The sequence below is a fragment of the Flavobacterium johnsoniae UW101 genome, assembly GCF_000016645.1.
Taxonomy (GTDB): Bacteria; Bacteroidota; Bacteroidia; order Flavobacteriales; family Flavobacteriaceae; genus Flavobacterium; species Flavobacterium johnsoniae.
On record NC_009441.1, the window covers coordinates 5,751,513 to 5,765,230 of the forward strand.

Annotated in this window: 15 protein-coding genes; 6 read left to right on the plus strand and 9 right to left on the minus strand. The window is 33.5% G+C overall.

What is annotated here, in order from left to right:
* The first annotated feature begins 3 nt into the window (after positions 1 to 3).
* The 3 genes from FJOH_RS24555 to FJOH_RS24565 all read left to right on the plus strand — a co-directional run bounded on the left by FJOH_RS24555 (position 4) and on the right by FJOH_RS24565 (position 4,459).
* The gene (locus FJOH_RS24555; RefSeq protein WP_012026720.1) at positions 4 to 1,185 is read left to right on the plus strand and encodes a thiolase family protein; all 1,182 of its coding nucleotides are present in this window, start codon (positions 4 to 6) and stop codon (positions 1,183 to 1,185) included.
* Between the two features lie 146 nt (positions 1,186 to 1,331).
* Positions 1,332 to 3,137 (plus strand): acyl-CoA dehydrogenase family protein, encoded by a 1,806-nt coding sequence (locus tag FJOH_RS24560; protein WP_012026721.1) that lies wholly within the window; start codon positions 1,332 to 1,334, stop codon positions 3,135 to 3,137.
* A gap of 227 nt (positions 3,138 to 3,364) precedes the next feature.
* A complete protein-coding gene (locus tag FJOH_RS24565) occupies positions 3,365 to 4,459 on the plus strand; it encodes a glycoside hydrolase family 18 protein (protein WP_012026722.1) in 1,095 nt (364 codons plus the stop codon).
* Positions 4,460 to 4,529: 70 nt separating this feature from the next.
* Here the strand turns inward: FJOH_RS24565 and FJOH_RS24570 are convergent, their stop codons facing one another.
* From FJOH_RS24570 to FJOH_RS24580, 3 genes are all read right to left on the minus strand, one after another.
* Positions 4,530 to 5,015: a hypothetical protein gene (locus tag FJOH_RS24570; protein WP_044048586.1), complete on the minus strand. Its 486-nt coding sequence runs from the start codon at positions 5,013 to 5,015 to the stop codon at positions 4,530 to 4,532.
* Between the two features lie 111 nt (positions 5,016 to 5,126).
* Complete coding sequence (locus FJOH_RS24575; protein WP_012026724.1) at positions 5,127 to 5,648, minus strand: DUF4251 domain-containing protein; 522 nt, start codon at positions 5,646 to 5,648, stop codon at positions 5,127 to 5,129.
* A gap of 34 nt (positions 5,649 to 5,682) precedes the next feature.
* Entirely contained in the window at positions 5,683 to 6,120 is a 438-nt protein-coding gene (locus FJOH_RS24580; RefSeq protein WP_012026725.1) for an META domain-containing protein, read from the minus strand.
* A 214-nt stretch (positions 6,121 to 6,334) separates the two neighbouring features.
* Between FJOH_RS24580 and FJOH_RS24585 the strand changes: the two genes are divergently transcribed.
* Together FJOH_RS24585 and FJOH_RS24590 are read left to right on the plus strand one after the other, a co-directional pair.
* Positions 6,335 to 6,862, plus strand: coding sequence for a superoxide dismutase family protein (locus FJOH_RS24585; protein WP_044048110.1), 528 nt, complete (start codon positions 6,335 to 6,337; stop codon positions 6,860 to 6,862).
* Between the two features lie 109 nt (positions 6,863 to 6,971).
* Positions 6,972 to 8,174, plus strand: a complete 1,203-nt coding sequence (locus tag FJOH_RS24590; protein ID WP_012026727.1) for an LETM1-related biofilm-associated protein — start codon at positions 6,972 to 6,974, stop codon at positions 8,172 to 8,174.
* Between the two features lie 36 nt (positions 8,175 to 8,210).
* Here FJOH_RS24590 and can read toward each other — a convergent pair whose 3' ends face one another.
* From can to FJOH_RS24610, 4 genes are all read right to left on the minus strand, one after another.
* A complete protein-coding gene (gene can / locus FJOH_RS24595; RefSeq protein ID WP_012026728.1) occupies positions 8,211 to 8,846 on the minus strand; it encodes a carbonate dehydratase in 636 nt (211 codons plus the stop codon).
* A 126-nt stretch (positions 8,847 to 8,972) separates the two neighbouring features.
* Positions 8,973 to 10,622: a SulP family inorganic anion transporter gene (locus FJOH_RS24600; protein ID WP_012026729.1), complete on the minus strand. Its 1,650-nt coding sequence runs from the start codon at positions 10,620 to 10,622 to the stop codon at positions 8,973 to 8,975.
* Positions 10,623 to 10,701: 79 nt separating this feature from the next.
* Entirely contained in the window at positions 10,702 to 10,983 is a 282-nt protein-coding gene (locus FJOH_RS24605) for a hypothetical protein (protein WP_044048112.1), read from the minus strand.
* Positions 10,984 to 11,116: 133 nt separating this feature from the next.
* Entirely contained in the window at positions 11,117 to 11,596 is a 480-nt protein-coding gene (locus FJOH_RS24610) for a Dps family protein (protein ID WP_012026731.1), read from the minus strand.
* 109 nt (positions 11,597 to 11,705) lie between these two features.
* Here FJOH_RS24610 and FJOH_RS24615 point away from each other — a divergent pair, with 109 nt between their 5' ends.
* Positions 11,706 to 12,647, plus strand: a complete 942-nt coding sequence (locus tag FJOH_RS24615; RefSeq protein WP_012026732.1) for a LysR substrate-binding domain-containing protein — start codon at positions 11,706 to 11,708, stop codon at positions 12,645 to 12,647.
* Between the two features lie 36 nt (positions 12,648 to 12,683).
* Here FJOH_RS24615 and FJOH_RS24620 read toward each other — a convergent pair whose 3' ends face one another.
* Together FJOH_RS24620 and mnmD are read right to left on the minus strand one after the other, a co-directional pair.
* Positions 12,684 to 12,881, minus strand: coding sequence for a hypothetical protein (locus FJOH_RS24620; RefSeq protein ID WP_044048114.1), 198 nt, complete (start codon positions 12,879 to 12,881; stop codon positions 12,684 to 12,686).
* A 166-nt stretch (positions 12,882 to 13,047) separates the two neighbouring features.
* On the minus strand, positions 13,048 to 13,713 hold the full coding sequence (mnmD, locus tag FJOH_RS24625; protein ID WP_012026734.1) for a tRNA (5-methylaminomethyl-2-thiouridine)(34)-methyltransferase MnmD: 666 nt from the start codon (positions 13,711 to 13,713) through the stop codon (positions 13,048 to 13,050).
* Between the last annotated feature and the right edge of the window lie 5 nt (positions 13,714 to 13,718).

Sequence of the window (13,718 nt, forward strand, 5' to 3'; positions counted from 1 at the left end):
TAAATGAAAACAGCATATATAGTAAAAGCATATAGAACAGCAGTTGGAAAAGCTCCAAAAGGTGTTTTTAGATTTAAAAGACCTGATGAATTAGCTGCAGAAACCATTCAGTTTATGATGGACGAACTGCCTAATTTCGATAAAAAACGTATCGATGATGTTATGGTAGGAAATGCCATGCCGGAGGCGGAACAAGGTCTTAACGTTGGACGTTTAATCTCTTTAATGGGATTAAAAGTAGAAGACGTTCCTGGAGTTACAGTAAACCGCTATTGCGCATCTGGATTAGAAACTATCGGAATGGCAACTGCTAAAATCCAATCAGGAATGGCAGATTGTATCATCGCTGGTGGTGCAGAAAGTATGAGTTATATTCCGATGGGAGGTTACAAACCAACTCCGGATTATAAAGTTGCTGCAGCGGGTCACGAAGATTACTATTGGGGAATGGGTTTAACTGCTGAGGCGGTGGCTAACCAATACAAAATCTCTAGAGAAGATCAGGATGAGTTTGCTTACAACTCTCACATGAAAGCATTAAAAGCGCAGGCAGAAGGGAAATTCGATAAACAAATCGTTCCAATTACTGTTGAGCAGACTTTCATCAATGAAAATGGTAAAAAAGAAACAAAATCATACGTTGTAAACAAAGACGAAGGACCAAGAGCAGGAACTTCTAAAGAAGCTTTAGCAGGTTTAAAACCAGTTTTTGCTGCTGACGGAAGTGTAACAGCTGGTAACTCTTCTCAAATGAGCGACGGTGCTGCATTCGTTTTAATCATGAGCGAAGAAATGGTAAAAGAATTAAACCTTGAACCAATTGCACGTTTGGTAAACTTTGCTTCTTCTGGTGTTGAGCCAAGAATTATGGGTATCGGTCCTGTAAAAGCAATTCCGAAAGCGTTGAAACAAGCAGGATTAACATTGAACGATATTGAGTTAATTGAATTAAATGAGGCTTTTGCTTCACAAGCTTTAGCAGTAACTCGCGAATTAAACATAAACCCAGAAATCGTAAACGTAAATGGTGGAGCAATTGCTTTAGGTCACCCTCTGGGATGTACTGGAGCTAAACTTTCTGTTCAGTTGTTTGATGAAATGAAACGTAGAGGCAATAAGTACGGAATCGTTTCTATGTGTGTAGGAACTGGGCAAGGAAGCGCGGGGATTTACGAAGTGTTGTAATAAGTAGTATTAAGTAAAGTATACGTCCAGTTTGGTCATTGCGAGGAACGAAGCAACCTCGCTAACAATTGCGCAAAGCAAGTGTGGTTGCTTCGTTCCTCGCAATGACAAGATTGAGCAAAAACAAAATATAAAAAAACATAATCATGGCAGATACAATTCAAAAAAACGTGACTCGTGGTGGTCAGTTTTTAGTTAAAGAAACAAAATGCGAAGATATCTTCACACCAGAAGATTTCTCAGAAGAGCAGTTAATGATGCGTGACTCAGTAAAGGAGTTCGTAGACAAAGAATTATGGGCGCACAAAGATCGTTTTGAGAAAAAAGATTATGCGTATACAGAATCATCTATGCGTAAAGCTGGTGAACTAGGACTTCTGGGAGTTGCAGTTCCAGAAGAATACGGCGGATTAGGAATGGGATTTGTTTCTACAATGTTAGTTTGTGACTACATTTCTGGAGCAACAGGTTCTTTCTCTACTGCTTTTGGTGCACATACAGGAATTGGAACTATGCCAATTACACTTTACGGTACTGAAGAACAAAAGAAAAAATACGTTCCGAAATTGGCTTCTGGAGAATGGTTTGGAGCTTATTGCTTAACTGAGCCAGGCGCAGGATCTGATGCTAACTCAGGAAAAACTAAAGCAGTTTTATCTGATGATGGAAAGTACTACTCTATTACAGGACAAAAAATGTGGATTTCGAATGCAGGTTTCTGCAGCGTTTTCATCGTTTTTGCTCGTATTGGAGATGATAAAAATATTACAGGTTTCATCGTAGAAAACGATCCTTCAAACGGAATTTCTATGAATGAAGAAGAACATAAATTAGGAATCCGTGCTTCATCTACTCGTCAGGTTTTCTTCAACGAAACAAAAGTTCCGGTTGAAAATATGTTATCTGAAAGAGGAAACGGTTTCAAAATTGCAATGAATGCTTTAAATGTTGGTCGTATTAAATTAGCAGCAGCTTGTTTAGATGCTCAAAGAAGAGTTACTTCTGGAGCTGTAAAATATGCTAACGAAAGAATTCAGTTCAATACATCTATTTCATCTTTTGGAGCTATTCGTTCTAAATTAGCTGAAATGGCAACTAATGCTTATGCAGGAGAAAGTGCTTCTTACCGTGCTGCAAAAGATATCGAAGACAGAATCGCTGCTCGTGAGGCGGAAGGAACAAGTCACCAGGAAGCAGAATTGAAAGGTGTTGAAGAATACGCTATCGAGTGTTCTATCTTGAAAGTAGCGGTTTCTGAGGACGTTCAAAACTGTTCTGACGAAGGTATCCAGGTTTTTGGTGGAATGGGATTCTCTGAAGATACTCCAATGGAGAGTGCCTGGAGAGATGCTCGTATCGCTCGTATCTACGAAGGAACAAACGAAATCAACAGAATGCTTTCTGTAGGTATGCTGATCAAAAAAGCAATGAAAGGACACGTTGATTTACTTGGACCAGCAATGAAAGTTCAGGAAGAATTAATGGGAATTCCATCTTTTGATACGCCTGATTTCTCTGAATTATTCTCTGAAGAAAAAGTAATCGTGGCTAACTTGAAAAAAGTTTTCTTAATGGTTGCCGGAAGCGCTGTTCAAAAATACGGTCCGGAATTAGATTCTCACCAACAATTATTGATGGCTGCAGCTGATATCTTAATCGAAATCTACATGGCTGAAAGTACTATTCTTAGAACTGAGAAATTAGCTAAAAAAGAAGGTGAAGATAAAGTACAAGAGCAAATCGCTATGGCAAAATTATACTTGTACAAAGCAGTAGATATCGTAAACTTAAGAGGAAAAGAAGGAATCGCTTCTTTCTCTGAAGGTGACGAACAGCGTATGATGTTAATGGGACTTAAACGTTTCACTAAATACACTAACCTGCCAAACGTAGTAGCATTAAGAGAAAAAATCGCAGAAAAATTAGTTGCAGAAAATTCATACTGCTTCTAATATCAAAATAGTTTTTAGCTTTTAATTTGTTTAAACCCGTACAAGTCCGAAACTGTGCGGGTTTATTTTTTTTATCAATTTTGAAAAGCCGTAAAAGCATTACACGCAATATTTTTGCAACGATTTGCAAAATATTCGTTAAAATTAACTTTTCGAAGCAGGCAGCATAGTAAATCTTAAATTCTAATGTTTTAAATTTAGCGTTCTAAAACTTCAAAAAACATAAAATGAAACAAATTAACCTAATTGCACTTTTATTTTGCTGCATCTTATCCACAACAACTTTTGCGCAGAAAAATAAAAAATTCGACATTATTGCTTATTACACAGGCGATTCTCAATTAATTGACCAATACGAAGTCAGTAAATTAAATCAAATTATTTTTAGTTTCTGTCATTTAAAAGATGGAAAACTAAGTGTAGACTCTGCTAAAGATTCTCTTACTATTAAACACTTAGTATCTTTAAAAGCTAAAAATCCACAATTAAAAATTATTGTATCACTTGGCGGCTGGGGAGGCTGCGAACCTTGTTCAGATGCATTTTCAACCGCTGAGGGACGTTTGAAATTTGCTAAATCTGTAAAAGAAGTAAGTGATTATTTCAAAGTAGACGGTTTAGATTTAGACTGGGAATATCCTTCAATCGAAGGACTTCCGGGACATTTATACCAAGCTGCTGATAAGCCTAATTTTACTGAATTGGTAAAAATATTACGTTCTACTTTAGGTAAAAAATACGAATTGAGTTTTGCTGCAGGAGGTTTTCAAAAATGTTTAGACGAATCTATCGATTGGAAAGCTGTTGCTCCATTTGTAAACCGTATCAATATTATGAGTTATGATTTAGTAAACGGATATTCAAAAGTTACGGGTCATCATACACCATTATACAGCACAAATCCTAAAGAAGAATCTACAGACAGAGCTGTTGAATTTTTATTAAAACAAGGCGTTCCGGCTGAAAAATTAGTAATTGGAGGCGCATTTTATACCAGACAATGGAAAAATGTAGAAAATATCAATAACGGATTGTATCAGGCTGGAGAACATTTTCAAGGTGTTGATTTTAAAAACTACGCGACAACCTATACAGAAGCTAACGGCTGGAAATATTTCTGGGATGATAAAGCAAAAGCTCCATATTGGTACAATGCACAGACTAAAACTTTTGCTACATCTGATGATCTTAAATCTATCAAAGCAAAAACTGAATATGTAAAAGAGAAAAAACTGGGAGGAATCATGTTCTGGGAACTTACTCTGGACAGTTTCCGTAACGGAATGGTCGATGAAATTTATAAAGTTAAAACGGCTAAATAAGTTTTTGAAAAGCAGATAAAAAAAGGCAGTTATTTAAAAATAACTGCCTTTTTTTATATAACAAGAGATTTTATTGGATTTTAGATTTATCTAATTCACCAATAAACGGAATTGCTTCCAGAATTTCAGATCGAATTATGGTTTGAAGATATACTTCTAACTGAATAAATTTAGCCGCATTTATACTTCCAATCGCTTTCTTTGCTTTTCCATATGTTTTACTATACAACTTTTCATAATCTATGTGATTTTTTAAAGTTGCTTTTGCCAATTCATCTGCTTTTGCATCAGTAAGCGTTTCATAATTAGCTGCATAATCATTAATTAATTGAAATTTAGTCTGCCCAAGAGCTTTACGCTGTACTTCATAATCGTCATAAACCTTTGTAAAAGCTGCCGATTGTGCATCAGACAAATTCATATATTGTTTTACGAGATCACTTTTTGATTTTCCGTAAAGACTTTGTAAAACATCTACATCTTCTTTAAATGAAGACTGTGCATAAGATGAAAACGCGGCAAGGGCCATAATAAAAATAAGACTTAATTTTTTCATAGTTTCAATTTTTAAATTTGTTTCTAAATAATTATGCATTCAAAATATATAGTTTTTAAAATCGTAATTCATTTCAAAAGAGTTTTATAAAGCATAAAAACTATGCAGATGTTATTTTTTATTTTCATCTGTTTTTGGGGCGCTTATTTCGCCATCATAAAAAATTGGCGCGCGATTATTACTATTTACCGAAAGTGAGGTGCCTCCATTATAAAAAATAGTAAACATCAAATCGTAAACATCATCTTTACCTTTAACAGAAGCCTTAATAGTTGTGTTTTTCTTCTTTTTCTCTACTTTAATATTTTCGGGTATCCCTTCAAATTTAATTCCGCCGTCGCTTCCGTATCCTACATTATAACCCCTTCCAAAAAACGGAAGATCTGCAGTAGTTTTTTCAGTATTAAAATTTAAAAAATACATATTATAGTCTAGATTAATGAGCCTTCCTCCTTGCGGGGTAAGCTTTTGAGCCTCAAAAACAAAATTTTTAGAATCAATAAGCGCTTCAATTTCTTTTTGCTTTTGCGCCTCACGTTCGGCTTTTAATTCTTTTTTCGTTTTTTCCTGAGCAAAGGCAGAAAAATTCAAAAAAACAGATAATACGAGTAAAATGAATACTTTATTTTTCATCTCAATTCAATTTTTATTACTTAAAAATAGAAGTTTACTTTTTGGTAAATCTCATCATGGCAATATCTCCCGAAATTAAATTCAGCATTTTACCATCATCTGTTATATCATAAGAAGTTATTTTTTGAAGCGTGCTCATATACGTCTGCTCGCCCTGCTGTCCGTTTAGGCACATCATTTTTGTCATTGCCATTGGCTGTGTAAAATCTATTTTGTTTCCGTCTACAACCAATTTACCTGTATAGTTATTACAACTGCTATTGCCGGAAACCTGATTGTCTTTTGTATTAAAAGTAATAGTAGGCTTTTTATTGGGATACAAACCATCAAAAGTAATTCGCGGTCCGGTAATATAATTTAGTTCCCAGGTTCCATCAAGTTTTGAAACGGCATCTGTTTTTTTACATTTAAAGACATTGCAGGAAAGCAATATTGAACTAAGAAAAACGAGAGTAAAAATCTTTTTCATCATAACATTAAGAATTAAATATGAATGAATTAGGAAAGTCAGTTTTCAGAACATATCTACAAAAACTATCACGAATTTAAGCATATTTTTTGGCTTTTGTGCTCAATCAATCTTAAATTATAAAGTATAGTTTGACTTTTTTTTAACTTTTAGAGTTAAACTATTCCGTTATTTTATGTTAAATTTACTTAATCTTTAATTTAAAATGCCCGTATTTATGAAAAAACTAATCGTATCTTTCGCTATAATTACAGCTTTAATAGTTGGCTGTAAGACAAATACAAAATCAAACGATGCAAAAACCATAACGGTTGCCTTAGAGCCAAAAAGTAACAGTAAAGTAGCCGGAACTGCTGTTTTTACTGAAAAAAACGGCAAGGTTACCTTTACTGCAAAAATGACTGGACTAGAGCCGGGAGTTCATGCAATACATATTCACGAAAAAGCTGATTGCAGCTCTGCTGATGGAAGTTCTGCAGGCGGACACTGGAATCCTACTTTCAAAAAACATGGAAAATGGGGTGTTGGAGAATACCACAAAGGTGATATTGGAAACTTTACTGCAGATGCAAATGGTAACGGATCTATCACATTTACTACAGACGAATGGTGCATAGGATGTGAAGATGAAACTAAAAATGTACTTAACAAAGGTTTAATTGTTCATCAGGGAACTGATGATTTTACTACTCAGCCAACCGGAAATGCCGGCGGACGTGTAGCCTGTGCAGGGATCATTAAATAAGCAAAAATTTACAATAACCACTATTTTCACAAAAATCTAGTGGTTATTTTATTTTAATATATTCTGTAACAAGAAAAAGATATAGCTTTGCAGCTATAAATTTAATGCAATGATTAACCCATCAGCACACGGCTGGATAGATAAATTTTTTAGTGAGCAGAAGTTTTCAGAGGCGATACCTTTTGAAACTACAGATTCTTTTTACTATAAAGTGAGAGAAACAGGGTTTATTTATGGTCATATCATTGCCATTGATTCTCAAATTCCAATTCCTATAAAAGGCTGGTTCAAAACCGAAATTTCTAAAGTTGCCTTATTAAATACACTTTACCATGTTTTTTGTTTAGAGAAAAGAAGCTCTGAACCCAACAATTTTATTACCGAAGTTGTAAAGTTCTATAAACAAATGAACCCGGAAGGCTTTAATTTGTTTAAAATTCTGCTTCCAAAAGACAGTCCTTCTCATTCATTAGAAAGTATAATTGATGAGAGAGTACAGACAAATGACAGTATTATAAGCAAAAACTTTTCGCATTTAGTAACCAATGCACTTTTGTTTATTGATGTTCTGGCTTTCAGACAATATTTAGAACATGGTGAAATTCCAGAAAAATATTTAAAACGTATTGAGGAAACCGTTCTGGGCATAGTAGGTTTGGCTTTAAAAACCAAAACTATAAAATCGCAGCACGACGATTTATTAATTAAACTTTTTGAAGCTTCTATTCGTTATTCTAAATTTTCAAAAGTTACTGTCGAGACTTTAGAGACTTTACAATTGGATTATTTCAAAAATAAATTAGAACATTATTACCTGATTGATATGGCCGGAATGGCTTTATGGAGTGATGGTGTTGTTGAAAATGAAGAATCGTATTTCTTGTATTCCTTAGGTTCTACAATGGGTGTTGGCGATGATTTTGTAACCAAAAGTATTGACACAACACATACTTTTATTACAACACATAAAAAGAAAATTCCATACTTTAATTATTCAAATCCGGTTAAGCATTTCTACGATCAAATGACGCACAGCGTTGTAAAACTGATTATAAGAAACAAAAACAGATTGATTAAAGAAATTGTTCAAAGTAAGGAATTAATGGTTTTACTGGCCTACTCTACAACAAGAGATTTAGATGCAAAGGAAAAGAAAAAGGTCAAGAAACAACTTTTAGACATCTGTAAAACAATTCCGTCGCTCACTATATTTTTACTTCCGGGAGGAAGTTTATTACTGCCGATTTTAATTAAGTTTATACCAACCATGTTACCATCTGCATTTAATGAAAATCTAGACGAAAACGAATAAAAAAAATCGCCCTTTTGAGGCGATTTTCTTTTTATATTAAAGATCAAGCTGATAAACCTGATCTAGTTCTTCATTTGAACTAATGGTAACATTTAAATCGGTTACAAAACCAGAATTTAATCCGTAAACCCATCCGTGAAGCATTAAATCCTGACCGCTTTTCCAAGCTCCCTGCACAATCGAAGTTTTAGCTAAATTGTAAACCTGCTCTTTTGCATTGATTTCAACAAAAGCATTAAAACGCTCAGTTTCGTCAGTAATTGAATTTAAATATTTGTCATGCAGACGGTATTCATCTTTAATATGACGAAGCCAGTTGTCGATAATTCCAACAGACTGCTGTCCCATTGCTGCTTTTACACCACCGCATCCGTAATGTCCGCATACAATAACGTGTTTTACTTTTAAAACGTTTACAGCATAATCCAGTACACTTAACATATTCATGTCTGAGTGAACTACCATGTTAGCAATGTTTCTGTGAACAAAAACTTCACCTGGTTTTGCTCCAATAATTTCATTTGCAGGAACACGGCTGTCAGAACATCCAATCCATAATAAAGGCGGTGATTGTCCTTTAGCTAAATCAGCAAAGTAATTCGGGTCTTTTGCTAAAGAATCTTCAACCCATTTTTTATTGTTCTCTAGTATTTGTTCATAAAACTTTCTCATCCTTTTTTTTGTTTTTTTGGAATTATCAATGCTTAAGCATATCAAAAACACCTTTAATTTCCGTAAAGTTATTTAAATTTTGATAGTTCTCAAACCTGATAAATATCTTTATTTATATAATTTGTTTTAAAAACCTTCTTTAACTTCTTCTTTTCTTACAACTTCTCTTTTTACAATATCATAATAATGCTCTATTGTAACATGATTATTGTTTTCCGGAGTATTTTCTAATTCGTAAGCTTCTTTAAAACCAGTCAGTTTTACCCTAATGTTTTCGTCGACTGCACGGGTTTCTTTAAATTCACGAATTAAATCCAGAACATCGTGTGCAATATACTCTGTATCGTGAGCATTGATAACCACTTTTGAATTTTCAGGAATTTCACTCAATGTTTGTTTTATCGCAGCTTTGTTTAAAAACGAAACTTCCTGTGCTAAATCGATATGAATAATATCACCGTCTTCGTATTCTTCTTTCTTAAAGTTATACGCACGTTTTAAGTTTCCTCTTAAAACAAAGATGATACTAATCACAATTCCTAAAGCAACTCCTTTAAGCAAATCTGTCGCAACGACAAAGACCAAAGTTGCAATAAAAGGGATAAACTGGTATTTCCCCTTTTCCCAGAAATGCATAAAGGTTGCTGGTTTTGCTAATTTATATCCAACTAAAATTAAAACGGTTGCCAAAGTTGCCAATGGAATTTTATTTAAAATTACCGGGATAGATAAAACGCTTATTAATAAAAGTACACCATGAATGATGGTTGACATTTTTGATTTTGCACCTGCATTATTATTTGCAGAAGATCTAACAACTACAGATGTCATTGGCAGTCCTCCTAAAAGTGAACTTATAATATTACCAACACCTTGCGCCTTAAGCTCAATGTTTGTATTTGTGTAACGTTTTTGAACATCCATTCTGTCTGAAGCTTCAATACATAAAAGTGTTTCAATAGAAGCAACAATGGCAATTGTAACAGCTACAACCCAAACCTGCGGATTTGTAATAGCAGCAAAATTTGGCGTAACCAGAATAGACTTGAATTCATCAAAAGATTTTGGAACAGGCAAAGAAACCAAATGTTCTTTTGCAATTGCCAAGGAGCTTCCTGTAGATATAAAAAATTCGTTTAACAACACTCCTAAAATTACAGCAACAAGCGCACCCGGAACTAATTTCAATCTCTTTAAAAACGGAACTTTATCCCAAGAAATTAAAACTGCAAGTGAAATTGCCGAAATTAAAACAGCACCTAAATGAATGTGATTTAAAACGTCAAAAAGAAATGAAAATGAGTTGCTTCCATCGTTTTGGATAAAAGCCTGATCACCTTCAAAATCAGCATCGTAACCAAAAGCGTGCGGTATTTGTTTTAGAATAATAATAATTCCAATACCCGCCAGCATTCCTTCGATTACGTTGGTTGGAAAATAATTGGATATACTTCCGGCTTTTAAAAATCCTAATGCTAATTGAATTATTCCTGCAATAAATACAGACAATAAAAACACATCAAAAGCGCCAAAATCAGTAATAGCTGTTAATATAATAGCTGTTAACCCAGCTGCAGGTCCAGAAACGCTGATGTGTGACTGGCTCAAATAACCTACCACAATACCACCAACAACACCTGCAATAATTCCAGAAAATAACGGCGCTCCAGAAGCCATTGCAATACCTAAACACAATGGAAGAGCCACCAAGAAAACCACTAAACCTGAAGCAAAATCAGATTTAAGGTTGGCAAAAAGATTGATTTTTTTTGTCATAATACAATACTAAAAATGAATACATTAAAGACCGGCCGTATTTATTTCAAATACAGCATCTTTCAAATAATCGGAAGTATTATACTAAATTGGGAGGTGGAGCAAATATGCTCGGAGAAATATTATCTAGTTTTACGATGTTTTCAGAAAGGATCGTTTTCTTTTCAATGTAAACCGGTATCAGCACTTCATGTTCTAAAATAACAGGATGCACTATATTTTTAAGTTCTTTATGAACTTCTTCTTCAGAAATACTAAAAGACACGCAGGTATTATTCCCTTTCTTTATCGCCTGAACAATTGTCGGAGTCGATAAAAAGGCAATAAATATGAATAATAATATGCGTGCAAGTATTTTCATCGAAACAAAAATAGCGTTAAACAAATAAAATCAAAGCCGGAAGGCAAAATTTTTATACAATTTTAACAAAAATAGAAAAGCAGAATGATCAAATTCAATCATCCTGCTTTTTAACACATTAACAAACAACTTATTACAAGCTTTCGTCTAACCATGCATTCATCATCCAAATGGTTTTTTCCTGCTCTGCAATAAAGTCACTCATCATAGAATTCGTACCTTCATCGTTAATTTCATCAGATTTTTTCAAAATTTCTCTTTCAATTTTTAATAAATCCGATAATGAATTTACAATTAAGTGAACCGCTTTTTCGTCATTTGAGATATTCTTTCCAACTGTTAATTTGTTGTTTTTAATATAATCTTCAAAAGTATGTAATGGAGTGCCGCCAATTGTCAAAACTCTCTCGGCAATCATATCAATTTTTAATTGTGAATCTGTATATAATTCTTCAAATTTTACATGAAGATCAAAGAAACGTTTACCACGAATATTCCAATGAATTCCTCTTAAATTTTGATAGTAAACTTGAAAATTTGATAATAACACATTTAATTCTTCTACTAACAATTCTGACTCTTTTACAGGTAATCCTAAAATATTTGTTTTCATAATCTTGTATTTTAATAACTAAGTTACTACAAATTTAAAGCAACTTGATTAAAAAAATTATAAAAAAAAATTATATTTACCTATTTTTGCATCAAAAATTACTATCAAAATGACGATAACTCAATTACAATATGTATTAGCTGTTGCAGAGCATAAAAACTTTACACTTGCCGCCGAAAAGTGTTTCGTAACACAGCCAACATTAAGTATGCAGATTCAAAAAATTGAAGAAGAACTTAATATTTTAATTTTCGACAGAAGCAAAAAACCAATTCAGCTTACAGACATTGGACAAAAAATTGTAAATCAGGCTAAAAATATTGTAAACGAAGCTGACCGAATCAAAGATATTGTAGAACAGCAGAAAGGTTTTATTGGCGGAGAATTTCGATTAGGAATTATACCTACTATTATGCCAACCCTTTTACCAATGTTTTTAAATAATTTTATTAAAAAATATCCAAAAGTTAAGCTTTTAATTGAAGAGCTTAATACAGATGAAATTATAGTAAAATTAAAAAACGGTCATCTGGACGCTGCCATTGCCGCCACGCCTCTTGAAGATGAAAAGATAAAAGAAATTGTTTTGTATTTTGAGCCTTTTGTGGCTTATATTCCGGAACATCATCATAGTTTTCAAAAAGAAGAAATTGAAGTTGCCGATTTAAACATTAATGAAATCCTGCTTTTACAAGACGGACATTGTTTTAGAGACGGAATTTTAAATTTATGCAAAAACGGCACTGATGTCGACCAAAACAATTTTCAGATTCAAAGCGGCAGTTTTGAAACTTTAATAAAATTAGCCGATGAAGGTTTGGGCACAACGTTACTTCCGTACTTGCACACCTTAGACTTAAAAGAATCCGATAAACTAAAACTACGAAACTTTAAAGAACCAAAACCTGCCCGAGAGGTAAGTTTAATTTACCCAAAGAGCGAATTAAAAATGCAGATCATTGATGCCATTCGATCTACAATTGCCGGTGTTGTAAAAGGCGCTATTGTTTTTCAAAATGTGCAGATCATCAGCCCGCTGCAAAAAAAGTAATCATAAAAAAAGGAGCCAGTTTGGCTCCTTTTTCTTTTATACTTTAATTAGCTGTAGACTTGGTTTTAATTCTGGTTTTTCGATTACAAAACTTAATAACCATTCTTGTAATTGTTCCATTTCGTAAGGTAACAGTGTTTTGATAGCTTTTTCTAACTCTTTGCAGAAAAGTACCGGATCGAAACTTACTCTTTCAAGTATTGATTTTGTGTAATCAAACATCATTTTTGACATAATAAAATAAGATTTTTGGGGGTTATCTATATTTTTAAACTCGCAACAAATGTAAACAAATAACATTCACAGATACTATTTTTAACTTATTTTTTTAAAAATTTTAGCAGCGAATACGTTTTCTTAATGCGTTTAAATCAATATAGAACTATTCTAAATAACTCACTTAAACCTTTTTAAAGGCTCTAAACATTTCTCGTTTTCCCGGAGGCCCTGCCAATTTTTCGACCGTAAATCCAACAGAAATCATACTTCTTTTAACAACTCCACGAGCTGCATAAGTAACGAGAACTCCATTTGGCTTTAAACTATTGTACATTTTTTGAAAAATTTCAGTACTCCAAAGCTCCGGCTGAACCCGATATCCAAAGGCGTCAAAGTAAATCAAATCAAAAATTTCTAAATCGTTTATTTCATCAAAAAATTGTTTCCTTTTGGTTAACGAGAAACGGCTGCTAATTTCTATTTTTTTACCCCATTCAGATTTATGCATTTCTTCAAAAATGTTACGAAATTCCAATGCTTCGAGTTCTTCGACATAATTCATTGCTAAAACTTCTTCTGCATTTACCGGATATCCCTCTACTCCAACATAGTCAATTTTTTGATCTTTATTTTCAGACTCCAAAAAAGTAATAAAAGCATTTAGACCAGTCCCAAAACCAATTTCCATTATAGTTACCGGATTATTCTCAAATAAAGAAAGTCCATTCATTATAAATACGTGTTTTGCTTCCTGTATTGCACCATGTTTAGAGTGATAACTTTCATTCCACTCTTCCAAATGAATTGTCGTTGAACCATCTAGCGTTTTAATTATTTCCCTTTTCACAATTT